This is a genomic window from Undibacterium sp. Ji42W, assembly GCF_049340405.1.
Lineage (GTDB): Bacteria > Pseudomonadota > Gammaproteobacteria > Burkholderiales > Burkholderiaceae_D > Undibacterium.
The window spans coordinates 213,691-238,684 of record NZ_JBMPOV010000004.1 but is presented as its reverse complement, the minus strand read 5'-3'; the positions used below and the strand labels follow the sequence as shown (position 1 = coordinate 238,684).

The following is a 24,994-nucleotide window of genomic DNA, read 5'->3' as shown; positions in this document are numbered from 1 at the left end:
AGTTCAGATGCACAAAACAAAAGGCTTAGGCCACATGCTTCAGTAGGGCTGCCAATTCCTGCGCGCCCACGATTTTGCCATCCATTAACAATTCAATAATATGCAGTGCCCGGCCATCGCCGCACACGCCAAGGACGGTATTATCTACTACATGTAAGCCTGTCGGCAAATTTGCCGTATCAGTTCTGGATAAACGTGCTTTTCCGATAATAAAACGATGCCCAGCCTGATCAGTAAATGCACCAGGGTAGGGCGGAGCTACCGCCCTATGCAGGTTATATACCTGTTGTGCCGTTTGTTGCCAGTTGATACGTCCGTCTTCCGGTTTGCGGCCACCGAAGTAACTGCCGGCAGATAAATCGTTAGGCAAACGCCTGGCTGTACCAGCGATCAAATCTGGTAGCGCAGCCCACAGGCATTGCTCTGCTGCCACAGTCAATTTACCAAATACTTCATAGGCCGTGTCGTCGGGTAGAATGGGCGCTGATACTTGAGCAAGAATGTCTCCTGCATCAGGCTTCAAGGCCATTTCATGCAGGGTGGCACCAGTTTCAGTTTCACCATGCAAGACCGCCCAGTTGACTGGCACGCGGCCACGGTATTTGGGTAGCAAAGAGCCATGCAGGTTGTAAGCACCGCGCCTGGCCAGTGCTAATACATCCAGTGGCAGCATTTGACGGTAATAAAAACTGAAAATGAAATCTGGCGCTATGGCCACTACCTGTTCTTTGAGTTCAGCTGATTTTGGATTATCAGGTGTGATGCAGGGTATGCCTTGCTCACGACAAAGATCGGCCACTGATTCAAACCAGATGGTTTCTGCCGGGTTGTCAGTGTGACTGACGACCAGTTTGACATCTATACCGCGTGCCAGCAAAGTCTTGATGCAACGTACACCTACGCTGTGATAGGCAAAAACCACTGCTTTTACCACTGCTTTTACAGGGGATGCTGATGGTGTCATCTCTGCTTTCTTAATAAACTTCAGGCAAATCTGCGCTGGATTGCTCAAGTATGGTTTGCACCACGTAACGTGGGCGACCGCGTACCTGTTGGTAAATCCGGCCTACGTACTCACCCAGTAAACCTATACCGAACAAAATGACGCCCATCAGGAAGAAGGCAATCGCAAACAGGGTGAACAGGCCCTCCGCTTCTGCACCTAGTACAAAGCGGCGTATCAGCAACAGTAAAACCAGGCCACCAGACAAGACTGACAGCACCATACCCAGCATGGAGAACCATTGCAAAGGCATGATGGAAAAACCCGTCATCAAATCGAAATTCAGGCGTATCAGGCTGTACAGTGAATATTTTGATTCGCCTGCTGAGCGTTCTTCATGTTCAACCGTAATTTCGGTAGGTTTGCGCGCAAATGTATATGCCAGGGCAGGGACAAAGGTATTCACTTCGCTGCACTGATTAATGAGGTTAATTACATTACGACCATAGGCGCGCAGCATATTGCCCTGATCAGTGATCTTGATGCGCGTGATTTTCTCGCGGAAGCGGTTCATCGCTTTGGATGCATAAGTACGCCATGCAGAATCCTGACGCTTGCGACGTATGGAGCCCACGTAATCATAGCCTTCACGCATTTTATCGACGAGGGCACCGATTTCTTCTGGCGGATTTTGCAAATCCGCATCCAGGGTGACGACGATCTCACCGCGCGTGGCTTCAAAGCCTGCCAGAATCGCCATGTGCTGGCCATAATTGCCGTTGAACAGTACGACACGGGTGACGTCAGGGCGCAGGCGATACTGGTCGGCCAGCAACGCAGGCGTGTTATCGCGGCTGCCATCGTTGACAAAGACTACTTCATAACTGACGCCGCGCACCGCAAGCGTATCAAGCGCCGGGTACAGGCGTTCAAACAGCTTGGCCAGGCCAGCTTCTTCGTTATATACAGGTATGACAACAGAGAGTTCGGGTTTCATTGGTATTGTTCTGCCGATTTCAGAGAAGGCAGGATTTTACCGCAGACACGACTCTTTCGACATCTTCTGTACTCATAGATGGAAATAATGGCAAAGTAACAATTTGTTTGCCTATGCGTTCTGCAATCGGGAACATGCCATCAGTAAAGCCGCGCTCGCGGTACATACTGAACAGATGGATGGCGCGATAGTGATAACCCAGGCCAATTTGCTGATCCAGCATTTGCTGCATGAAGCTTGCGCGATTGACGCTTTCTGGCAAAACCAGATGGAACATATGCCAGTTGCTGTTTTCAAAATCGGCAACGGGCAACTCTGCACCTGTTTTTTGTTCAAAGTCATTGCCAAAGCTGGTGAAGTAATGCTTTGCCAGTGCCGCACGTTTGGCATTGAACTCTGCCAGATGTTTCATTTGCCCCAGGCCTATGGCAGCGGCAATATCGGTCATATTGTATTTACCACCCAGTACATCCACATCTATACCATCCAGCCCACTGCGCGTTACGCCTTGCAGCCTGTATTTTTCGGCCAGGCGTACTTCTTCTGCATTGTTCAACACCAGACAACCACCTTCGCCTGTCATGATATTTTTGTTAACCTGAAAGCTGAATGAGGCAAAGTCGCCGAAAGAGCCTATGCGCTTGCCTTTCCAGCTGGAACCTATGGCTTGCGCCGCATCTTCTATAACGCGCAAATTATATTTTTCGGCGATGGAATATAGCTTATCCATATCGCAAGGCAGGCCGCACATGTGCACAGGAATAATGGCCTTGGTACGCGGCGTGATCGCTGCTTCAACCTTGTCAAGATCAATATTATGTGTTTTGGGATCAATGTCAGCAAACACAGGTGTTGCGCCAGTTTCTATGATGACATTGGCGGTCGCCACCCATGAATTTGGTGTGGTGATGACTTCGTCGCCTGCACCTATGCCAGCAATGCGCAGCGCAATTTCCATGGTGCAGGTGCCAGAATTGAAAGTGCGCACAGGACGTCCACCAAAATACTCAGACAATTGCGCTTCCAGCGCCTGCACCTTCGGGCCACTGGTCAGCCAGCCAGAACGCAAGACTTCTGTGACGGCAGCGATGGTTTCTTCATCGATAGTCGGTTTGGTGAAGGGCAGGAATTTGGATGTGTCACTCATGGTGAATCTTTCAATAAAACGAAGCTATTCTTATGGAATATGAGGTGAGTGCCAATGAAGCAATTCAGCTTTTTACCAGCAAGGCTACGCCAATGATGATAACGCCGATTGCCAGCATCCTTTGCATGGACATGACTTCACCCAGGAAATACCATGCGCCGATGGCATTAACAATATAGCCCAAGGACAGCAAGGGGTAGGCAATACTGACATCAACCCGCGATAAACCTATGATCCAGACGACGACAGAAATGACATAGCAGGTCAGGCCGCCGATGATGGGTAACTGTGTCGCCAGTTGCAAGCCTGTAGAAAACCAGTTCTCTGCAGTCAGATGTATGGCACCAACTGCATTCGTGCCTTTCTTCAGCAAAAGCTGGGCGACAGCATTGAGCATGATGCCGGTGAAGATAAAGCCAAAGGTATTGATATTCATAATGATTTATTTGTTTTTATTGACCAGATTGGCGACGATGACCCGGCGAGGGTCCTTGGCAATTACGCGCATGGGGAAATCAGTTTTTGCCAAATCGTCATAAATATCATTGCGCAAGATGGCAACGGCAGCTTCGCCCTTGCCTTGATGCGCCTGCCATTTTTTGATGAAATCTTCACGCTTTGGTATCCATAATTCTGGTTGTTGCTCCAGGCCAAACTGCATTTCATCCGGGAATTCAACCAGTGTCGTAGTGCGCTCAAGATAAAATGGCAGGGCCTGTTCATAGCGGCCAACTGCATAGAAAGGGGTTGTTGGTGAGATCAATTCTGCCTTGATTGAGGGTATATATTCGCTGCCCGCAATATATTTTCCCCAGGGATTATGTCCCAGAAAACCTATCTGGCCTACCAGATATCCGCTGGCAGCAAGGCAAATAATCGCCCAGTCTTTTCCCGTCGTGCCTTTACGTGCCAGCAGCCATGTGAGTGCCCCGCCGATGATCGCCAATACGGCTACGCAAATTATCCAGGGCTTGTATGCAATCGCCAAGGCTTGGTCAAATGCGTCTGCTTCATGCAATTTACCCAGATAAATTGTGAGGACGGCCGCGATAGCTATGCCAAATACAATGAACAGGATGCCCGCTATTTTCACTGGGCGATTATCTGATTTCTCCAGATGGCAAGCGATAAGAAGGGCGAGCGCAGGGAATATAGGCAGAATATAACCTGGCAATTTTGAGCCTGAAATACTAAAAAAGAAAAACAGGAAAGCGGCCCAAATGAGCAACATTTTTTTGGGTTGAAAACCCGGTGTTTTATCTGCGACTCCAGACCATAAGCCTTGAAGCAAAACGCCTATCCAGGGCACGATACCGACGATCAACAAAGGAATGAAGTAATGCCACGGGCCACCGCGCTTGTGTACAGTACTGGTAAAGCGCTGAATATGTTCGTGGATAAAGAAAAAGTGCGGGTGCTCAGGATTTTTGATCGTTATCAAAATAAACCAAGGCGCTGTGATTGCAAAAAACAGGAGTAAACCCTTGCCCATATGCAGGCGTTTCCATAAGCCCCAGTCACGCGTCACCAGGGTATACATAACCAATACACCCCCCGGCAATACAAACCCGATCAAGCCTTTCGACATCGTCGCCAGCGCCATGCCCGCCCAGCAAACCAGCATGGCATTGCGTTCAGTTTTGCTGTTAATGCCTGCCATTTGCGCAACCAGCAAGCCACACAAGCCCAGCGTCATCATGCCAGACAAACCCATGTCCAGAGAGTTGACGTGCCCCATGCCAGCCCACCAGAAACTTGAACCCAGCACCAGGGCGGCAACGATACCAACGCGGCGGCTGAATATCTTGTTGCCGGTATAAGCCACAGCGGCAACCCCCAGCAAACCATTCAAGCCAGTCCATAAGCGAGCCTGCCAGTCTCCCAGACCGAAAATGGCAAAGGTCAGGGCATTCATCCAGTTTTGCAGGGGGGGCTTTTCAAAATACTTAATACCGTTCAGGCGTAGTGTGATCCAGTCACCTGAGGCCAGCATTTCACGCGCCATTTCTGCATAACGGCCTTCATCAGTCGGCACCAGTGTCCTGGCACTCAGCATATAAAACCAGATCAGCAAAAAAGCGATAGTCAGCGCCCATAATGTACGCGGTGAATCGTAAGGAGAGCTCTGGTTCATGCCGTTTCCATAATCAGGGCCAGCGCAACCTTACGGCCCTCAGCCATGAGAATATTGTAGGTGCGGCAGGCAGCCTGATTGTCCATGCATTCGACCCCTATACGTTTGGCAGCCAGCGCAGCGGTTAGTTTGGGATGAACAAAGCGCTGTTTATTCCCTGTGCCTAAAATGACAACGTCGGGAATAGTAGCCTCAATTTGTGCAAAATCTTCAGCGTTCAATTGCTCGAAACTAGTGGCCGACCATTGCTGAGGCTTAGTCTCTGGCAATACGATCAGGCTGTAAGTGTAAGTAATTGCATTAATTTCTACACTGTCTTTTTCATAAGCAGTGATGGTCTGGTATTGCTGCGTAGGAGTAGAGTGCAACTTCATCGATATAGCTCAAGGGTTAAGACTGTAAAGAGCCGCATTGTAACGTTTTTTATCCACTGTCATGGGGCGTTCACTTGCTGCGGGCCTATTTTTTTGACCAGGCGTCCCAGCCAACCCTGGTAATTTTGGCGATAGTTAAATCACGGGATGCATGAGGCGCCTTGCTATCCGTCAAAAATACGGCCACTGCCATATGGTGGCCATTAGGTAAAGTCACAATTCCCACATCATTGTGTGCAGCAGTCAGGCTGCCGTGCGTGGGTGAGTTACCGGCTTTGTGGATCACTGGTGCGCCAGCAGGCAGCAAAGCCTTGATACGGGCTGCGTTGGGGTTGGGTGTGGAGTCAGCGCTGGAAATTGGGCCAGTTTCAGCACCTGTCATCCATTTCACCAGCAAATCGTGACTTTTAGGACTCAGAGTTTTATCTTGCTGCAAAGCTTGCAGCAATTTGATCATGGCTTTGGGTGTGGCCGTATTGCGGTATTGCATATTCCAGGATTTAGCCATGTCCTTTTCCGTGTCCAGGATTTTTATATCCTGGATATCGAGTTGCGCCAGATATTGCATGACGGCAGGTGGCCCACCGAGCAAGCGCATCAGGGCATCACTGGCTGTTCCATCATTATCAGCAATCGCGTGATGCATCAATTCCTTAACGGTAATTTTGAAATTGCCGTCCGGGTGTTCATCACGCAGAGAGCTGGGCAGGTCCGTAGGGAGCAAATCTTCTTTGCTAATAGTGACTTTTTGATCCAGCTTGAGCTTGTTTTTATCGACTGCGGCCAATGCCGCCATGACGACAGGCAGCTTGCTGACACCTTGCATCGGGGCAGCCGTATCAGGCAATATCCACAAGCTTTGGCCCGTCTCCAGCACCAGCAAGCTGGCACCCAACCTGCCACCGCTGTCCATAGCAATGGATTCGATCACGTTTTGTGCAAATGCCGCATTCACGGTGGCCATGCTGAACAATAGGGACAAGAGCAGTTTTTTCATGATGGTTTCTACTGGATTAAATACCTACCCTATATATGTGCTTGGGGCTGATAGTCAATATTCATTCAATATTCAATATTCAAACCCGCACCATATGTTTTTGTTCTCGACGACATGTACGTCCAAGCGCATTAGGTTGCAAAACCATCATTTACGATACATCCTGCGACTCTATTGGTGCAAATCCGGCAAGGAGTTCAGCTTTTGCCAAGTTCTGATTGATAAAATTCGGCGCATTGTGCAGAATGGAACGTTTGGCAGTGCAGCATTTCTGTATTGCAGCTTAACATGCGCTTTCACCTCATTTCGGCCTGGCTTGGAAATGGGGATGGGCCAACTCATGAATATTACCAAGGATTGTTGCGGTGCGCCCCATACAAAAATCACAAAAATTAGCAGACGTTTGTTATGACATTCGTGGCCCCGTCATGGAAAAAGCCAAGCAGATGGAGGATGAGGGTCACAAGATCATCAAGCTGAATATCGGCAATCTGGCGGTTTTCAATTTTGATCCGCCCGATGAAATCGTACAGGATATGATACGTAACATGCAAAATGCAGCCGGTTATACCGACTCCAAAGGCATGTTTGCGCCGCGCAAAGCGATCATGCATTACACCCAGGAAAAACATATCCGTGGTGTGACCATAGAAGATATCTATATCGGTAATGGCGCTTCAGAACTGATCGTCATGGGCATGAATGCGCTGCTCAATAGTGGTGATGAGGTATTGGTGCCCGCGCCTGATTACCCTTTGTGGACCGCTGCTGTCAGTCTTTCTGGTGGTAGGCCTGTGCATTATGTCTGCGATGAAAGCGCCGACTGGATGCCGGATATCGACGATATCAAGAGCAAGATCACGCCCAACACCAAGGCCATCGTCGTCATTAATCCCAATAATCCTACCGGTGCCTTATATCCGGTCGAGGTTTTGCAGCAGATAGTTGACGTGGCACGTCAACATCAGCTCATCGTTTTTGCGGATGAAATTTACGATAAGACTTTGTATGATGGCGAGGAACATACATCCATCGCTTCGCTAGCCGACGATGTCTTGTTTCTTACACTGAACGGGCTGTCCAAGAATTACCGTTCTTGCGGCTACCGCGCTGGCTGGATGGTGGTGTCGGGCGAAAAACGTCATGCCAAGGATTATATTGAAGGCCTGAATATGTTAGCCTCCATGCGTTTATGTGCAAATGCACCTGGGCAGTTTGCTATTCAGACTGCGCTTGGTGGTTATCAGAGCATCAATGATCTGGTTGGACCTGGCGGTCGCTTGCTCAAGCAACGCGATCTGGCGCATAAGCTGTTGACGGCAATTCCTGGCGTGACCTGTGTCAAACCCAAGGCGGCGCTGTATATGTTTCCAAAACTGGACCCCGTGATGTATCCCATCAAGGATGACCAGGAGTTTATCCACGAACTGCTGACCGAGCAGCGCGTGTTGCTGGTACAGGGAACGGGATTTAACTGGATCAATCCCGACCATTTCCGTGTGGTGTTCTTGCCCAATACGGATGATTTGACAGATGCTTTCGGACGTATTGCCAGTTTTCTGGAAACATACCGAAAGCGTCACGGCACCAATTAGCAGTGCTTGCGCAAAACCGCCCCAGCGGCGTTATGACTCCTAGTCGTACAATTTGTACTGCCCTCGTCGTCATGTCTTGCTGGGACAATGTTGCGAAAGTCCTGAAATTTTCATTTTTTACTGTTTAGAAAACTTATGAAACCCATTAAAGTAGGCCTGTTAGGCATAGGCACCGTCGGCTCCGGCACTTTCAACGTTTTGAAGCGCAATCAATTAGAGATTACGCGTCGCGCAGGCCGCTCGATTGAGATTGCCATGGTGGCAGACCTGAACGTCGAGCGGGCGCGTGAGTTGACCAATGGTGAATGTGAAGTCGTGAATGATGCCAATCTGGTGGTGACTAACCCGGATATTGATATCGTCATCGAATTGATAGGTGGTTATGGTATCGCCAAAGACCTGGTCATGAAAGCCATCGCTAACGGCAAGCACGTTGTGACAGCCAATAAGGCCTTGTTGGCGACGCACGGCAATGAAATATTCAAGGCCGCAGAAGAAAAAGGCGTGATGGTCGCATTTGAAGCCGCAGTTGCTGGCGGCATCCCCATCATCAAGGCTTTGCGCGAGGGCTTGACGGCCAATCGCATACAGTGGATTGCTGGCATCATCAATGGCACAACTAATTTCATCTTGTCTGAAATGCGTGACAAGGGCCTTGACTTTGCAACAGTACTGAAGCAGGCGCAAGAATTGGGCTATGCAGAAGCCGACCCTACCTTCGATATTGAAGGTGTGGACGCTGCACATAAAGCCACCATCATGGCCGCAATCGCTTATGGCATCCCCATGCAGTTTGATAAAGCCCATGTGGAAGGCATCACCAACTTGCAAGCCAGCGACATTCGCTATGCAGAAGAATTGGGTTACCGCATCAAACTGCTGGGTATCAGCAAGCGTACAGAAGCTGGCATAGAACTACGGGTGCATCCAACCCTGATCCCGGAAAAACGTCTGATCGCTAATGTGGAAGGCGCCATGAATGCGGTGCTCGTACATGGCGATGCAGTCGGAGCAACGCTGTATTATGGCAAGGGTGCTGGTTCCGAGCCTACCGCTTCTGCAGTGATTGCCGACCTGGTAGATATCACGCGTCTGGCAACCGCTGATCCTGAGCATCGCGTGCCTTACCTGGCTTTCCAGTCTGATTCCCTGAGTGATTTGCCAGTCTTGCCTATGGCAGAAATCGTCACCAGCTATTATCTGCGCATGCATGTGGCAGACAAACCTGGTGTCCTGGCCGATGTCACACGTATATTGGCAGATTTGACTATTTCTATCGACGCCATGTTGCAAAAAGAGCCGGCAGAAGGTGAAACGCAGACAGATATCATCATCCTGACGCATCAGACCAAGGAAAAAAATATCGTTGCAGCCATAGAAAAAATCGAAAAACTTGATTCAGTGTTTGGCGCCGTGACAAAGTTACGCCTGGAAGAATTGAGCTGAATCATCAGGATTCAAACGAAAAAGCGTGGTCATGAAATAATGATCACGCTTTTTTCTTAGTGTAAACTGGATAAATTAAATAGGATAATCAGGACAAGATGCCACGCCTCTCCCTATCGCAATTGCTATCCTATGCCATGTTTGGCTTCCCGCTGGCAATGGTGGCTTTGCCCATCTATGTCTACGTGCCCCAATTTTATGCTGACCGCCTTGGCATGTCTTTATCTGCGATAGGTACGGCATTATTATTGACCCGCTTCATGGATGCATTTATCGATCCTTTTATTGGAGCAGTGATAGACCGCAGGCCGCAAAGCCGTACTTACGCGCCGTATATCGCTCTGGCATTGCCATTACTGATTGTCGGTTTCATTGCCCTGTTTCATCCTCCCCGTTTATCAGGCGACTCTGCCTTTGTCTGGTTCTTTGTGACACTGGTGGTCGTGTATGCAGGATTCAGCCTGGCCAGTATTGCTTACCAGAGTTGGGGAGCAGCCCTGACACAAGAGCCAGGGCAAAGAGTAAGACTGACCAGTGTACGTGAGGCATGTGGCTTGTCTGGTGTGATCGCGACAGCCATCATCATCCAGTTTGGTAATGTCACGATTTTGTCAGGTATGCTGAGTTTCAGTTTGCTGATAACGTCATGGTTTTTGATACGCCATACGCCTCGAAAGTCGGGCTTGAAAGAAGCGGATCATGTCCCGCTGTCTTTGCGTCACCTGTTTGGTAACCGCAGTTTCCGAGCCTTGTTTCTGGTATTTGTTGTCAATGGCATAGCCGCCGCCATACCGGCAACCTTGTTTCTGTTTTTCACTAAAGACCGTTTGCAACTGGCGCATTTGTCTGGTGTATTGTTGTTGATGTATTTTCTGGCCGCTGCTTTATCCATGCCTTTATGGACTCGTCTGGCGCGAAGAAAAGGGGAAGTCAAAGCATGGTTGTTAGCAATGCTGTTGTCTGTACTCAGTTTCGTTGGCGTGCTTGCATTGGGCATCGGCGATGCCTGGGCCTTTTCCGTGATTTGCATTTTTTCAGGCATGAGTTTAGGTGCAGACCTTGCTTTGCCACCAGCCTTGCTTGCAGGCGTCATTCATGCTGCGGGGCATAGCGAAAAAAACGAAGCAAGTTATTTTGGCGTCTGGAATTGGGCCAGCAAGATGAACCTGGCCCTGGCAGCAGGCCTGGCATTGCCAGCGCTGGAGTATTTGGGCTATGTGCCGGGCGTAGCCAGCGAGAGTGGTTTGCAGGCCTTGACACTGGCTTACGCCGCTTTACCTTGCATATTAAAATTGCTGGCTGCCGCTTTACTGTGGAAAGCCAGGCTGGAAAAAGTATAAATGTGCGTGGTGTCCGGGCTGACAACGCTAACTAATTCAACGCAACAGTTTTTCATTGAATTCTGCTGGATAGTCTTTATGGACTTTAACTACCGTAGAAACCCGGGTGCCATAATTCGGCGAGACTATGCAAGGCGATGACAGCAGCCTTTCCATTTCAAATGAAACGCCAGTGTCAGGCAAGCGGCAATCGGGGGCCGGTGTGGTGTTAGCCAGTACTTCAAAATAAGCATCCACTGGCGCACGCTGACATATCATGCTGGCAAATTCTGCCTTGGTCCTGACAACTTTTGGCCAGGGCGTATCCAGCGATGCATTTGAGATTCCATAAATGCCCGGAGGCAGGGGCTGACCATTGCGTACATCATCCTCATTCCGGTTTGAAAACCAGATCAGGTCTTTTTTGTCGCCGATCAGTAAATTAAAGCCGTTATAGTCAGTAACAGTGTCACGAATGCTGGCAATGTATTCTTGTGCACTCAAGTCGCACTTGAGGTAATTGGCAACCAGCTCCCCGCGAGACGGCGCATCTTCACGTTTTTCAGACGGCGCGCGGATATTGGTAATGGCGGCAAATTTGCTGGTCAGGCTGTCCGGACCATCCAGCGTAGTCATGCCCAGCCAGGTGCCACCCGATTGCAGGTCGCGCCCGGCGTATATGTTGGGGCTGTCTTGCCACCATTCAGCGGCAGCCGCAGGCCGATCATAAAATTCATCGCGGTTACCTGCAAACACAATAGGTGTGCAGGGTATCAGTTTCCAGGCAAAGACGATCAGGCACATAAGTTGACATCCACAAAATATTCCATATGTCGCTCACCAGACTGCAATTGCTTCAATCCGGTTTGCGCGTAAGCCAGCTCAATCTGCTGCTCAAAATCAGACGTGACCTGATGATAAATCTCCATCCAGGTATGCATGCCATCCTGTTCAGCCGGGCGTCTCTGCAAGCCTGGACTTTGCTGGTCATTCTGGCGCATCAGGTTTTGCAACAACTCTTCTTGTTGCAGCACTTCAGCTTCTTTGTCAGCGCTGGCTTTAAAATAGATGTAGCAATTCATATGCCTGCTTTTGATTCTTTATTGCGCGATTATTGTGTAATATCTGTTATTGCATACGGCAGAGGCAGTAGTTCTATTGCAGCACCAGTTGCCGAGCCTAGTGTAAGTTGACCACTTTCCTGGTCAGCCAGCTTCATTTCTATCAACACCAGTGAACTGTCTTCCTGATGTTGTTCTGCGTTAACGATCATGCCGCAAGGTTGGCTGACATCGTCGCTATGAAATACTTCGGTTCCTGCTACTACCTCTTTCGCGTGCACCAGCGCTATTGCCATGCGGCGCTTGAGTTTGCCCAGATATTGGCTGCGTGCCACTATTTCCTGTCCTGGGTAACAACCTTTTTTAAAATTCACGCCACCGATGAGTTCAAAATTGATCATCTGCGGAACAAACTTCTCTTGCGTGCTGGCGATGACGATGGCGATGCCGGCCTGAATTTCAGTCACCCGCCAGGCGCTGGTGTTCACTGCCCTTAATTGGGTGGTTAATGTTGGCCATACCTGCTGCGCAATCTGTACGGGTGCTATCCATTCATAACGCGGGGCATTGTTGGCATCCGCTACGCGCAGCAAGCTGCCATGCTCATTACTCACTTTTTGGTCAATCTTGGCTGGCATCTCAGAGAACCATTCTTGCAGTGCTGCTGCGGCAGTTGTTCCGCCAAGCCCAAGAACGACGTATTCTGCATTGATATCGTGCAATTTGGCTTTCGCCCGCAAAACAAACATTTGCAAGCGTTTTTGTACTGTAGCTTGTATTGATTTTGATAACTGCAAGATAATATCCTGGCCATCTTTCCAATACACAAAGCTGGCCAGCATGCGTCCTTTGGGGGTGCAATAAGCGGCACGGCGCAGCTCAGTGCCACTCAGATGTTCCACATCATTGCTTAATTGACTATGCAAAAATGATGCAGTGTCTTCACCTGCTACCCTGATCAGGCCAAGATCGGTCAAAGGGGCAATAAATCCTGTTTGCAGGGCATCTGACTGCCAATGTGGGGCAAAACCGGTCGTATTCAGGTTTTCCAGCGTTCCACCCTGGCTGGATAAAAAGTCTTCCCACGTCATATTGTTATACCCACTCTTCTTTGCTGATTCGCTTATTGTCTGCGCTGGCTTTACAATAACGCCTGCACCTGTTCAGGCGAATTATAGTAGCGTCTGCAAAATCTCGTCAGAACTCCCTCAATTTTGATTAAGCTGCCTACATGGGTTTCATAAAAAAACTATTTGTATTATTGATCCTGCTTGCGCTGGCCGCATGTGGCGGCTTCTATTACTGGATGCAGCAAGCCATTTTTGTAGAGGGTGGGGCCAAAGAATTCACCATCAAGCCGGGCAGTAGTGTTCGATCATCTGCCCGTCAGGTCTACGAGGCTGGTGTACCAATCCAACCCATGATGTTTGAAGCGCTGGCGCGCGTGATGGCTAAAGAGAATCGCCTGAAAGCTGGTTCTTTTGAGATAGAGGCTGGCAAAACGCCAGTTGAGCTACTGAACAAGATCGTCAATGGTGATTTTTCCATGGCCAGCCTGGCAGTCATAGAAGGGTGGACATTCCAGCAAATGCGCAAGCTGGTAGATGCGCATCCCGCCATAAAGCATGAAACCCTGGGCATGAGTGAAGCTGAGCTGATGCGCAAGATCACACCTGATTTCCAGCAAGCTGAAGGCTTGTTCTTCCCGGACACCTATCGTTTCGCCAAGGGGAGCACAGACGTGCAACTGTACCAGCAGGCGCATAGCCAATTATTGAAGAAGTTGGATGAAGCCTGGAAAAAACGTGCAGATAACTTGCCTTACAAAAACCGCTATGAAGCATTGATCATGGCATCCATTATAGAAAAAGAGACGGGGCAAAAATCTGAACGTCCTATGATAGCCTCGGTTTTTGTGAATCGCCTGCGTACAGGCATGTTGCTGCAAACTGACCCCACTGTTATTTATGGCATGGGTGAGCGCTATCAGGGCAAGATATATAAGCGTGACTTGTTGACTGATACGCCCTACAACACCTATACCAGAGTCGGCTTGCCACCGACACCAATTGCCCTGCCGGGCATGGAGTCCGTTTCTGCAGCTTTGGCTCCTGCCCATAGTGACGCTTTATACTTCGTGGCGCGCGGAGATGGGACCAGTCAGTTTTCCGATAATCTGAATGACCATAATCGCGCGGTGAACAAGTATCAGCGTTAATAAATGAACGCAAATTAGAAAACAGAATTGAAGAATGAAGCACACAGGAAAATTTATAAGCTTTGAAGGCATAGATGGTGCGGGTAAGTCCACCCACATCGCCTATGTGGCAGAACGTTTGCAAAACCAGCTGCAAGCTGAAGATGTAAAAGTGATTTGCAGCCGTGAACCTGGCGGCACACCATTGGGTGAGACCTTGCGCGAATTGCTATTAAAACAAAAGATGCATCTCGAGACAGAAGCCTTGCTGATGTTTGCCGTCAGGCGCGAGCACATTGCCCAGGTCATAGAGCCAGCATTGGCTAGGGGCGACTGGGTTATCTCCGACCGCTTTACTGATGCCAGCTTTGCATATCAAGGTGGTGGCAGGAATTTATCACTGGATAAACTTAACGCCCTTGAGCAATGGGTGCACCCGAATTTACAGCCAGACCTGACTCTCTTATTTGATGTGCCCCTGGAAGTGGCGCGTGCTCGTCTTGATGCAACACGCGACTTGGACAAGTTTGAACAGGAAAAGGCAGATTTTTTTGCTGCCACCCGCAATGAATATCTGCGGCGTGCCAAAGAGTTTCCTCAACGTTTCAGGATTATCGACTCCACACAAAGCATAGAGGCGATACGTTTGCAACTTGATGCATTGATTGATGATCTCCTGAGCTCTGCTCAGCAATCCATATGACGCAGCATCCTTTATATAGTTGGCAAGAGGACTCCTGGCAGCAAATACAGGCGTTGGGGCAGCGCTTGCCTCATGCCTTTTTATTGCACGGGCCGCAAGGCATAGGTAAAACTGTATTTGCTGAACATCTGGCGCAATCCCTGTTGTGTGAAAGCCCGGGGCAGGGCGGACACGCCTGCCAGCAATGTGGTTCCTGCGGCTGGTTTGCGCAATATAGCCATCCCGACTATCGCCGCGTCAGGCCAGAACTGCTGGACGAAGAAGATGCGCCCGCTGGTGACGAGGCTGAAGCTCCTGCCAAAATCAGCAAGGCCAGCAAAGCACCTTCCAAGGAAATCGTCATCAACCAAATCCGGGCACTGTCGGATTTCATGAATATTTCTACCCACCGTAACGGCAGGCGCGTCATCGTCTTGTATCCTGCCGAAGCGTTGAATGTGCCAGCTGCAAATGCACTGTTGAAATCGCTGGAAGAGCCAAATGCCAATACAGTATTCATCCTGGTATCGAACAGCATAGACAGATTATTGCCTACCATTTTGTCTCGTTGTCACAAGTTTGGCCTGGGCTTGCCGGATGCAGGCATTGCGCTGGAGTGGTTGCACAAGCAAGGCATCAAGGATGCGGATGTCTGGCTGGCTCAGCAGGGTGGAGCGCCTCTGGCTGCATTTGATATGGCGCATTCAGACTTGCGTGCTGATCTGGATGAATTTATACGTTTTTTGAGTAAGCCAGGCACAGAATTGAGCCTCAAAACTGCTGACAAGATGCAAAAGATGGAAATGCCTGTCGTCGTCGGCTGGCTACAACGTTGGCTCTACGATATATTTTCCTATAAACAAAGCGGTAGAATCCGGTATCATCCTCGCTATGAGAAGGAGTTGAAAGCATTGTCCATGCAGGTTGATCCGCCAGATTTGCAGCAATTCATCAAGAATTGCAATGAAAGACAGGCGATTGCCAGTCACCCTTTATCGGCCAAATTATTTTTGGAAGATATGTTGCTTGAATATTCAGCCCTATTCGGCACTATTTGATTAAAGAATTGCGAAAGCCAGAACATGTCAGATTTACCAGCAGATCCCGGTGCTCCGCTTAATATGCCGTCGCCGAATCGTCCTTCGGTGTTGTCGCTGGCGATTAAAGAAAAAGCAGCCCTGTTTGCAGCCTATATGCCATTTTTAAAGAATGGCGGCATTTTCGTGCCTACCAATAAGACTTACCGTTTGGGCGAAGAGATTTACCTGATTTTGACTTTATTGGATGACCCTAATAAATATCCGATTGCTGGCAAGGTTGCCTGGATTACACCGGCAGGTGCGGGCAATAACAAGTCCCAAGGCATAGGCGTGCATTTTCCTGAGGATGAGAGCGGTAATCGTATACGCTTGCGGGTGGAGGAATTGTTGGGCGCGGCAGTGCGTTCGTCCCGGGCCACTCATACTATATAAGACGATGGCAGCAGAATTTACACATAGGCTGGCGCAATTCGAAGATTTACCGCAAATTGTCGCAATTTATAATTCCACGGTTGCCTCACGTGTAGTTACTGCCGATACAGAGCCAATTGCGGTAGAATCGCGCCATGCGTGGTTCCATGAACATCATCCTGAATCGCGACCGCTATGGGTCTGCGAGCAGAATGGTCAAATCATAGGCTGGTTATCGTTCTCGAATTTTTACGGCAGGCCTGCTTATTCTGGCACTGCTGAATTATCCATCTACTTGCATGAGGCTGCGCGTGGCCAGGGTTTGGGGCGTTATTTTCTGACGCAGGCCATCGCTCATGCACCTGAAATCAAGGTTCATACATTGCTGGGCTTCATTTTTGGTCATAATGTACCGAGTTTGAAGTTATTTGCTGCATTTGACTTTGCGACCTTTGCAAATATGCCACGGGTGGCGACGCTCGACGGTATAGAGCGCGATTTGATCATCCTAGGCAAACGGGTAGGCTAAATAGTTATAAGCTAGCTTCCTCTTGCCTGCTACCATTTTCGGGCGACTTGCCAGCGGCAGGTCGCCTATTCATTTTTGAAAGATTTTATTATGCTGAGCTACCGCCACGGCTTTCATGCCGGTAATCATGCCGATGTCCTGAAGCACTTTGTCCTGATTCAATTGCTGGAATATCTGGGTCAAAAAGACACTGCATATACGTATATAGACACACATGCAGGTGCTGGTTTGTATGCGCTTGACAGTGGCTACGCGAGCAAAAACGCAGAATTTGAGACCGGTATTGCGCCTTTGTGGGACAGAAAAGATATTCCTGCATCTTTTGCGGCCTATATGGATTTGATCAAAGGTCTCAATCCTAGTGGCAAAATGCGCTACTACCCAGGCTCGCCGTATTGCGCCAATATCGTCATGCGTGAGCAAGACCGCCTCCGTTTGTTTGAATTGCACCCCAGCGAAATCAAGATACTCGCTGAAAACTTTCGCAAGCTTGATAATCATGCGGCAGAGCAGGGTAAACGCCAGACCGTCAGGGGCAAGCGCGTCATCATCTCTGCTGGCGATGGCTTTGAAAGCCTGAAGGCCTTGCTACCTCCGCCGTCACGCCGTGGCATGGTATTGATAGACCCACCATATGAAGTCAAAGATGACTACAGGCGCGTCAAGGTATGCCTGGAAGATGGTATAAAGCGTTTCCCTACCGGTACCTTTGCAGTCTGGTATCCGGTGCTGCAACGCCAGGAATCACGCTCTTTGCCAGAAAAACTCAAGCGCCTCCAGGCAAACAGTTGGCTGAACGTTACGCTGTCCATTAGCGGCCCATCACCGGATGGGTTTGGCTTGCACAGCAGTGGCATGTTCATCCTTAATCCACCCTGGACTCTGCTGGCGACTTTGAAAGAAGTGATGCCCTACCTCGTCAAGGTACTTGGTAAAGATGCAGGTGCTGGTTTCGTACTTGAATCTGGGGAGGCAGGAGCTAGCACCAAACGTTAAGAAGTTGGTCGCCAGAGATAAAAGACTCTCTTTTCGACACAAATTAAATTTGTTGATTGCTGCGATGCGGAAGAGCTACTCTTCCGCATTTTTGTTTATGGGAAAGGTAAAACATAGAAGACGAACAGAGACTACTTTGTGCATTGCAAAAAAAATACTGATTGACGGATTAGTACGGTCGTACAAAAATCGACGAAGAATAAAATTCAGCAATTTGCTTAATTGCCAAAGTAATCGATAACGCTGCACATTTCAGGAGAACAAATGTCGTCTTATGTGAAGAGTCCCGTGATGGGGCAAATGATGAGCAAGCCCATGCTTATCTCCAGCCTCATTGAACATGCCGACCGTTATTTTGGAAAGAATGAAATTGTTTCCCGCCGTGTGGAAGGGGATATCCATCGCTATAACTATAGCGAATGCCATAAGCGCTCTAAGCAACTGGCGAACGCTTTCGCCAAACTCGGTGTGCAACTTGGCGACCGTATTGCCACATTGGCCTGGAATGGCTATCGTCATCTGGAAGCCTATTATGCAGTGTCTGGTTCAGGCGCTGTTTTGCATACGATTAATCCGAGATTACATCCAGAACAGATTGCCTATATTGCCAATCACGCAGAGGATCAATATCTGCTGTTTGACATCACCTTCCTGCCCATAGTCCAGGCAATTGTTGCGCATTGCCCAGGAATCAAAGGTTATATCATGATGTGCGACCGGGACAAATTGCCAACAGATGGCAAAATCCCCAACCTGATGGCTTATGAAGATTTGATCGAAGCCAATAGTGATGATTTCAATTGGCCGGTTTTTGATGAAAACTCCGCTTCCAGTCTTTGCTACACCTCCGGCACGACAGGCAACCCTAAAGGTGCGCTGTATTCTCATCGTTCCACGATCTTGCATTCTTATGGATCTTCCTTGCCGGATGGTTTGAATGTATCGGCGCGTGATTCGGTTTTGCCAGTCGTCCCGATGTTCCATGTAAATGCCTGGGGCCTACCTTATTCTGCTCCTTTGAATGGTGCCAAACTGGTTTTCCCCGGACCACATCTGGATGGCAAATCTCTGTACGAATTATTTGAACAGGAAAAAGTCACTTTCTCAGCCGGTGTTCCTACTGTATGGCTGGGCTTGTTGACTTACGTGGCGCAACATAATCTGACATTCTCGACATTCAAACGCACCGTGATTGGTGGCTCTGCCTGCCCGCCTGCCATGATGAAAACCTTGCGTAACACCTACGGCGTAGAAGTGGTACATGCCTGGGGCATGACGGAAATGTCGCCACTGGGTACTGCTGGCACCTTGATGGCCAAACATACTGATTTGGCAGAAGAAGAGAAGCAAGCCATACTCCAGAAACAAGGTCATGTCTTGTATGGTGTCGATATGAAAATTGTTGATGATGCTGGCACCGAATTGCCCTGGGATGGTAAAACCTATGGCAATTTGCTGGTCAAGGGGCCGTGGATCATCAGCAGTTATTATAAAAACGAAGGCGGCGATGTTCTGGAAGATGGCTGGTTCCCAACTGGTGACGTGGCGACTATCGATGCTGATGGCTACATGCAGATTACTGACCGTAGCAAGGATGTGGTCAAATCCGGCGGTGAATGGATAGGCACGATAGATCTGGAAAATGTAGCGGTCTCCCATCCTGCTATCTTGCAAGCAGCATGTATCGGTGTGTTCCATCCAAAGTGGGATGAGCGTCCCTTGCTGCTGGCCGTCAAGAAACCAGGTGCAGAAGTTACCAAGGAAGAATTGTTGCAATTTTTTGACGGTAAAGTTGCGAAATGGTGGTTGCCTGATGATGTCGTCTTTATAGAAAGCCTGCCATTGGGGGCAACCGGAAAAATCTTGAAAAATAAACTGAGGGAGCAATTCAAGGAACACAAATTACCAACTGCATGAGAAGCGCAGAGCCTGGTCTGAATATAAATAGGCCAGGTTCTGGAAGTAGCGATAAAACGAAAAAAATCTAGATTCCAAACATGAGAATACCGGAGAGAGACAAATGAAATTTCCTTTACGTGCCAGCCTTGCTGCAGTCGCTTTAACCTTCGCCGTACCTGTAGTGATGGCCGATACCATCAAGATCGCCTACATCGATCCACTGTCAGGCGCTTTTGCACCAGTTGGGCAAAACATCCTTAATTCCTATCAGTACATCGCAGATAAGGCCAATGCCGAGAAATGGGCTGGCGAACACAAATTCGAAGTAGTTGGCTTTGACAATAAAGGCAGCCCGCAAGAGTCGCTGAATGTGTTGAAAACGGTCATTGACAAAGGCTTTCGTTACATCACACAAGGCAATGGCTCGGCTGTAGGGATGGCTTTGCAGGATGCCGTAAATAAACACAATGAGCGCAATCCGGGCAAGGAAATTATTTACCTTAACCATGCTGCTGTTGATCCTGATATGACCAACAGCAAGTGCAGTTTCTGGCATTTCCGCTTTGATTCGAACTCAGACATGAAAATGGAAGCCTTGACGACTTTCATGGCTGCGGACAAGAATATCAAGAAAGTCTACATCATCGGTCAAAACTATTCATTTGGCCAACAAGTTACCCGTGCGGCAAAAGAGTATCTGGCACGCAAACGCCCTGACATACAAATTGTTGGTGATGATCTGCACCCGATTGGTCAGGTCAAAGATTTCTCCCCTTATGTCGCCAAGATCAAGGCGGCTGGTGCAGACACTGTGATCACTGGTAACTGGGGGGCTGATCTGGCTTTGCTGATTAAGTCTGCCAAAGATGCCGATTTGAAAGCCAATTTCTATACTTATTATGCATCGACCACTGGCGTGCCAACTGCCATGGGCGCTGCTGGTATAGACCGTGTCAAGTATGTAGGTTACTGGAATACCAATAACGAAACTTTCTCCGGTAAAGATATTGTTGAAGGATTCAAAGCCAAGTACAAAGACGATTATTATTCCATGGCGACTTATTCTGTATTGGCTGCGATGGGGCAGGCTGTCAAGCAAGCCAAATCTATCGAGCCAATTAAAGTCGCATTTGCGCTGGAAGGGTTGAACTTCAAGAGTTTGAACGGTGACGATAGTATGCGTAAAGTGGATCATCAGATTCAACAGCCACTGTACATCGCAACCTGGGTCAAAACCAATGGCAAAGATGTTAAATTTGATCAGGAAAATACCGGCATGGGTTGGAAAACCAATCAGAAGATAGACGCGTTCGTCGCATCGCAGCCATCTTCTTGCCAGATGAAACGACCAGGCTAATCCTTTAAAAAAAGAGAGTCGCTTGATACGCACTCTCTTTTTTTACCTATAAATAGTACGATCGTTCAAGAATTTTCTGAAAAGGATCTTTGCTGTGGAATTCACACTGATCACTTTGCTGAACGGAGTCAGTTACGGATTGCTGTTGTTCATGCTTTCATCCGGACTGACGCTGATTTTCAGCATGATGGGCGTACTCAATTTCGCCCACGCCAGTTTTTATATGTTGGGTGCTTATTTCGCCTATACCATTAGCGTCAAGATCGGCTTTTGGCCTGCTTTGTTTTTAGCACCACTGCTGGTCGGTTTATTGGGGGCCATGGTAGAACGTTATGGCCTGCGCTCAGTACATAAGTATGGGCATATACCAGAGCTATTATTTACCTTCGGCCTTTCTTACGTGATTGTCGAGCTGGTGCAGTTGATCTGGGGCCGGTCAACCGTCCCTTATCCTATCCCTGCATCTTTGGATGGCCCTTTGTTTACGCTGTACACAACGACTTTTCCTATCTATCGTGGTTTCATGATGCTGGTTGCCCTTGTGATGCTGGCTTCGATTTACCTCTTGCTGACACGTACCCGCATCGGTTTGGTGATACAGGCTGCACTCACTCATCCTGATACTGTGGAGGCACTGGGACACAATGTTCCCCGCGTCTTCATGCTGGTATTTGGCGGAGGTTGCGCGTTGGCCGGGCTTGCTGGCGTTGTCGGCGGCAATGCCTTTGTCACCGAGCCAGGCATGGCATCTACCTTGGGCAGTATTATTTTCGTCGTCGTCGTGGTTGGGGGCATGGGGTCGCTGGCGGGTGCTTTTGTGGCATCGTTGCTGATAGGTGTATTGCAGACTTTTGCGGTCGCTCTGGACTACTCCTTCGTGTCTGTGTTTGCCAAACTGGGCATGATTATTAGCGCCACAGCACCTGGTTATGCCTTGCTGAGCCTGACAATTGCGCAGGTAGCACCTATCTTGCCTTATCTCTTATTGGTACTCATCCTGATTTTCAGGCCCAGAGGTTTACTCGGCACACGTGAAGGATAAAAGATGAGCAAACCTTTAGTATTCAAACCTATCAATCTGGCGCGCTGGATTATCTGGGGCAGCTTTGCTTTCCTGCTCATCCTTGCACCAATGATTTTTAGCACTGGCGGATCATTGTCCTTGCTTTCACAAATCGGCACATTGATGATCTTTGGCCTTTCCTACAATATGTTACTGGGGCAGGGTGGCATGCTGTCATTCGGGCATGCGGTTTATTCTGGTTTGGGCGCTTTCTTCGCCATTCATGCGATGAACCTGATGACAGCAGGAAGCCTGATTTTTCCAGTCACACTCATCCCTTTGATCGGCGGTTTCGCCGGCATGTTCTTTGGGATCTTGTTTGGTTATGTCACGACAAAAAAATCAGGCACGACCTTCTCCATGATTACTCTGGGTATGGTGGAACTGGTGTTTGCCTGTTCGCTGATGTTCCCGAGTTTCTTTGGAGGTGAGGGTGGCATTTCCACCAACCGCATCATAGGTTCGTCTTTTTTGGGCATCACATATGGGCCTCAAATTCAGGTGTATTACCTGATCGCTTTCTGGCTATTTATCAGCACCATAGGCATGTATGCATTTACGCAAACCCCATTAGGGCGCATTGTGAATGCAGTGCGGGATAATCCTGAACGGGTTGAGTTCATCGGCTATGACACTCAATGGGTACGTTACCTGACACTGATTTTGTCTGCTTTCTTTGCAGGTATTGCCGGTGGTTTATCAGCTATTAACTTTGAAATTGTGACGGCAGAAAATGTCAGTGCCATCCGTTCCGGTGCAGTGCTATTGTTCACCTTCATTGGCGGCGTAGGTTTCTTCTTTGGTCCTTTGATAGGAGCTATCCTGGGTGTATTCCTGACTGTAATGCTGTCGGACCTGACCAAGGCATGGCAACTGTATCTGGGTGTTATCTTTATCCTCATTGTTATGTACGCACCAGGTGGTATGGCGAGCATCATCATGATGAATTTGCGTGTGGCGAAATTTGGTATGTTCAAACGTGTGTGGCCAAGTATGTGGAAACTGGTACTGTCGGCAGCCGTGACAGCAGCCGGCGTCATATTGGCAGTAGAAATGCTGTATCAACGCACCCTGGAAGCGACCCAAAGCGCAGTCATACAAATGTTTGGTATTTCGATAGATACGGCCAGCAGCAGTTGGTGGGCGATGACAGTAGTTGTTATAGCCATCGGCATTTTTGCTTGCATCAAACTCAAAGGTGGTTTTGCTGAACACTGGGGCCAAGTCAACACTGAAATTGAAGAACAAATGCGGAGGGCGCAAGCATGACAGGCTTTTCGCTTGAATTAAAAGAGGTACGAAAGTCCTTTGGTAGTGCAGAAATCATCAAGGGTGCCAATTTGCAGGTGCCAAAAGGCGAACGTTTTGCCATTATTGGCCCTAATGGTGCTGGCAAATCCACGCTGTTTAATTTAATTTCTGGCCGCTTCCCTGTTACTTCCGGAGATATCCTGCTCAATGGTGAGAGCATTACTCACTTGAAGCCATATGAAATCAACCGTCGCGGCTTGTCGCGCAGTTTTCAGATAACAAATATATTTCATCGCCTCTCTGTGTATGAAAACCTGCGCTGCGCGGTCTTGTGGTCGCTGGGATATAAATATTCGTTCTGGCACAGATTGAATGGCTTGAAGGATGCACATGAAAGGGCAGAAGCAGTGCTGGAGCAAATTGGCCTCAAACGCAGGCGCAATGTCACGGCTGGTTTGCTAACTTATGCGGAACAGCGCGCGCTGGAAATTGGCATCACCATCGCTGGCGGCGCTGACGTGATTTTGCTCGATGAACCTACAGCGGGCATGAGCCGTTCTGAGTCTGATGCTGCGGTTGAATTGATACGCAAGGTCACAGTCGGCAAATCCCTGTTGATGGTAGAGCACGACATGAGCGTGGTCTTCGGCTTGGCCGATAAGATTGCAGTGGTTGTCTATGGCGAGGTCATTGCCTGCGACACACCCGCCAATATCCGCAATAACCAAAAAGTCAAAGACGCCTATCTGGGTGGTCATGCGCCGGTGGAGGTTGAATGAGCTTACTGACGATTAAAAATCTCAATGCTTTCTATGGCAAGAGCCATGTCTTGCATGGTGTCGATATGCAGGTCAATGCTGGTGAAATTGTCAGCCTGTTGGGGCGCAACGGTGTCGGGCGTTCAACCACGGTCAAGGCGACCATGGGGCAGGTGAATGCGACAGGCTCTGTCCTGTTCAAGGGGGAAGAAATCATCGGTTTGAAAGCCTTTCAGATTGCCCATAAGGGTCTAGGCTATGTACCTGAAAACCGCGATATTTTCCCGACCTTGACTGTGGAGCAAAATTTGATGCTGGGCGAAAAATCTGGCCGCCCCAAGGACAAAAAACCACGCTGGAGCATAGAAGATATGTACCAGATGTTCCCGCGTCTGCGTGAGCGCAGGAATACCCAGGCGGGTGTGATGTCAGGCGGCGAGCAACAAATGCTGACCCTATGCCGCACCCTGATGGGTGACCCCGATCTGATCATGATTGATGAGCCTACAGAAGGCCTGGCACCAAAGATTGTTGAACTGGTCGCGGAATATCTGAAAGAGTTGAAAAACCGCGGTGTATCGGTTTTGCTGGTGGAGCAAAAACTTGCCATCGCTTTGGAGATTTCACAGCGCGTATATGTCATGGGACATGGCAGCATCGTATTTGAAGGCACGCCAGCAGATTTGCGTGCCAATGAAAATATCCGTAAGGAATGGTTGGAAGTTTAGGGCCTTCTGTAGCTGCAGGTAGTAAGAGGCATATCAGGTTTGCTATGCGTGGTCAGGTTCAAATAATAAT

The 24,994-nt window shown here is 48.9% G+C and carries 25 protein-coding genes; 15 read left to right on the top strand and 10 right to left on the bottom strand.

What is annotated here, in order from left to right; translation table 11 throughout:
- Positions 1-25: 25 nt before the first annotated feature.
- The 7 genes from ACO0LG_RS10420 to bla all read right to left on the bottom strand — a co-directional run bounded on the left by ACO0LG_RS10420 (position 26) and on the right by bla (position 6,592).
- Complete coding sequence (locus ACO0LG_RS10420) at positions 26-964, bottom strand: formyltransferase (RefSeq protein WP_423026010.1); 939 nt, start codon at positions 962-964, stop codon at positions 26-28.
- A 10-nt stretch (positions 965-974) separates the two neighbouring features.
- Positions 975-1,940 (bottom strand): glycosyltransferase, encoded by a 966-nt coding sequence (locus ACO0LG_RS10415; protein ID WP_423026008.1) that lies wholly within the window; start codon positions 1,938-1,940, stop codon positions 975-977.
- A 19-nt stretch (positions 1,941-1,959) separates the two neighbouring features.
- Positions 1,960-3,087, bottom strand: coding sequence for a DegT/DnrJ/EryC1/StrS family aminotransferase (locus ACO0LG_RS10410; protein ID WP_423026006.1), 1,128 nt, complete (start codon positions 3,085-3,087; stop codon positions 1,960-1,962).
- A 64-nt stretch (positions 3,088-3,151) separates the two neighbouring features.
- Complete coding sequence (locus tag ACO0LG_RS10405) at positions 3,152-3,523, bottom strand: EamA family transporter (RefSeq protein WP_162041263.1); 372 nt, start codon at positions 3,521-3,523, stop codon at positions 3,152-3,154.
- 6 nt (positions 3,524-3,529) lie between these two features.
- Positions 3,530-5,221, bottom strand: coding sequence for a glycosyltransferase family 39 protein (locus ACO0LG_RS10400; protein ID WP_423026004.1), 1,692 nt, complete (start codon positions 5,219-5,221; stop codon positions 3,530-3,532).
- The gene (locus tag ACO0LG_RS10395; RefSeq protein WP_423026002.1) at positions 5,218-5,595 is read right to left on the bottom strand and encodes an Mth938-like domain-containing protein; all 378 of its coding nucleotides are present in this window, start codon (positions 5,593-5,595) and stop codon (positions 5,218-5,220) included. Before ACO0LG_RS10395 ends, ACO0LG_RS10400 begins: the two co-directional genes overlap by 4 nt.
- 85 nt (positions 5,596-5,680) lie before the next feature.
- Positions 5,681-6,592, bottom strand: a complete 912-nt coding sequence (gene bla, locus ACO0LG_RS10390; RefSeq protein WP_423026000.1) for a class A beta-lactamase — start codon at positions 6,590-6,592, stop codon at positions 5,681-5,683.
- Positions 6,593-6,957: 365 nt separating this feature from the next.
- Here bla and ACO0LG_RS10385 point away from each other — a divergent pair, with 365 nt between their 5' ends.
- The 3 genes from ACO0LG_RS10385 to ACO0LG_RS10375 all read left to right on the top strand — a co-directional run bounded on the left by ACO0LG_RS10385 (position 6,958) and on the right by ACO0LG_RS10375 (position 10,973).
- The gene (locus tag ACO0LG_RS10385; protein WP_423025998.1) at positions 6,958-8,187 is read left to right on the top strand and encodes a pyridoxal phosphate-dependent aminotransferase; all 1,230 of its coding nucleotides are present in this window, start codon (positions 6,958-6,960) and stop codon (positions 8,185-8,187) included.
- Positions 8,188-8,322: 135 nt separating this feature from the next.
- Positions 8,323-9,633: a homoserine dehydrogenase gene (locus tag ACO0LG_RS10380; RefSeq protein WP_423004750.1), complete on the top strand. Its 1,311-nt coding sequence runs from the start codon at positions 8,323-8,325 to the stop codon at positions 9,631-9,633.
- A gap of 98 nt (positions 9,634-9,731) precedes the next feature.
- The gene (locus ACO0LG_RS10375) at positions 9,732-10,973 is read left to right on the top strand and encodes an MFS transporter (RefSeq protein WP_423025995.1); all 1,242 of its coding nucleotides are present in this window, start codon (positions 9,732-9,734) and stop codon (positions 10,971-10,973) included.
- A 36-nt stretch (positions 10,974-11,009) separates the two neighbouring features.
- Here the strand turns inward: ACO0LG_RS10375 and ACO0LG_RS10370 are convergent, their stop codons facing one another.
- The 3 genes from ACO0LG_RS10370 to ACO0LG_RS10360 are packed head-to-tail and all read right to left on the bottom strand — an operon-like array spanning position 11,010 to position 13,104.
- Positions 11,010-11,756, bottom strand: coding sequence for an NRDE family protein (locus tag ACO0LG_RS10370; protein WP_423025993.1), 747 nt, complete (start codon positions 11,754-11,756; stop codon positions 11,010-11,012).
- Positions 11,747-12,034 carry a DUF4936 family protein gene (locus tag ACO0LG_RS10365; protein WP_423025991.1) on the bottom strand — a complete coding sequence of 96 codons (288 nt, stop codon included), beginning with the start codon at positions 12,032-12,034 and terminating at the stop codon, positions 11,747-11,749. The genes ACO0LG_RS10370 and ACO0LG_RS10365 overlap by 10 nt, the downstream gene beginning before the upstream one ends.
- A 29-nt stretch (positions 12,035-12,063) precedes the next feature.
- The gene (locus ACO0LG_RS10360) at positions 12,064-13,104 is read right to left on the bottom strand and encodes a YgfZ/GcvT domain-containing protein (RefSeq protein ID WP_423025989.1); all 1,041 of its coding nucleotides are present in this window, start codon (positions 13,102-13,104) and stop codon (positions 12,064-12,066) included.
- 140 nt (positions 13,105-13,244) lie between these two features.
- On the opposite strand from ACO0LG_RS10360, the gene mltG reads away from it, so the two are divergent.
- The 12 genes from mltG (at position 13,245) to ACO0LG_RS10300 (ending at position 24,924) form a co-directional block, all read left to right on the top strand.
- Positions 13,245-14,231, top strand: coding sequence for an endolytic transglycosylase MltG (gene mltG / locus ACO0LG_RS10355; protein WP_423025987.1), 987 nt, complete (start codon positions 13,245-13,247; stop codon positions 14,229-14,231).
- A 34-nt stretch (positions 14,232-14,265) separates the two neighbouring features.
- On the top strand, positions 14,266-14,913 hold the full coding sequence (gene tmk / locus ACO0LG_RS10350) for a dTMP kinase (RefSeq protein ID WP_423025985.1): 648 nt from the start codon (positions 14,266-14,268) through the stop codon (positions 14,911-14,913).
- On the top strand, positions 14,910-15,950 hold the full coding sequence (holB, locus tag ACO0LG_RS10345) for a DNA polymerase III subunit delta' (RefSeq protein ID WP_423025983.1): 1,041 nt from the start codon (positions 14,910-14,912) through the stop codon (positions 15,948-15,950). The genes tmk and holB overlap by 4 nt, the downstream gene beginning before the upstream one ends.
- 24 nt (positions 15,951-15,974) lie before the next feature.
- Complete coding sequence (locus ACO0LG_RS10340) at positions 15,975-16,364, top strand: PilZ domain-containing protein (protein WP_162041274.1); 390 nt, start codon at positions 15,975-15,977, stop codon at positions 16,362-16,364.
- Between the two features lie 4 nt (positions 16,365-16,368).
- Positions 16,369-16,872 (top strand): GNAT family N-acetyltransferase, encoded by a 504-nt coding sequence (locus tag ACO0LG_RS10335; protein ID WP_423025980.1) that lies wholly within the window; start codon positions 16,369-16,371, stop codon positions 16,870-16,872.
- Positions 16,873-16,962: 90 nt separating this feature from the next.
- Positions 16,963-17,868, top strand: a complete 906-nt coding sequence (locus tag ACO0LG_RS10330; RefSeq protein WP_423025978.1) for a 23S rRNA (adenine(2030)-N(6))-methyltransferase RlmJ — start codon at positions 16,963-16,965, stop codon at positions 17,866-17,868.
- 264 nt (positions 17,869-18,132) lie between these two features.
- Positions 18,133-19,785 (top strand): 3-(methylthio)propionyl-CoA ligase, encoded by a 1,653-nt coding sequence (locus ACO0LG_RS10325; RefSeq protein ID WP_423025976.1) that lies wholly within the window; start codon positions 18,133-18,135, stop codon positions 19,783-19,785.
- Between the two features lie 103 nt (positions 19,786-19,888).
- Entirely contained in the window at positions 19,889-21,124 is a 1,236-nt protein-coding gene (locus tag ACO0LG_RS10320; protein WP_423025974.1) for a branched-chain amino acid ABC transporter substrate-binding protein, read from the top strand.
- Positions 21,125-21,218: 94 nt separating this feature from the next.
- Positions 21,219-22,166: a branched-chain amino acid ABC transporter permease gene (locus tag ACO0LG_RS10315; RefSeq protein WP_422949794.1), complete on the top strand. Its 948-nt coding sequence runs from the start codon at positions 21,219-21,221 to the stop codon at positions 22,164-22,166.
- 3 nt (positions 22,167-22,169) lie between these two features.
- Positions 22,170-23,456: a branched-chain amino acid ABC transporter permease gene (locus ACO0LG_RS10310; protein ID WP_423025971.1), complete on the top strand. Its 1,287-nt coding sequence runs from the start codon at positions 22,170-22,172 to the stop codon at positions 23,454-23,456.
- A complete protein-coding gene (locus ACO0LG_RS10305) occupies positions 23,453-24,217 on the top strand; it encodes an ABC transporter ATP-binding protein (RefSeq protein WP_423025969.1) in 765 nt (254 codons plus the stop codon). Before ACO0LG_RS10310 ends, ACO0LG_RS10305 begins: the two co-directional genes overlap by 4 nt.
- A complete protein-coding gene (locus ACO0LG_RS10300) occupies positions 24,214-24,924 on the top strand; it encodes an ABC transporter ATP-binding protein (protein ID WP_423025967.1) in 711 nt (236 codons plus the stop codon). Before ACO0LG_RS10305 ends, ACO0LG_RS10300 begins: the two co-directional genes overlap by 4 nt.
- Positions 24,925-24,994 lie beyond the last annotated feature (70 nt).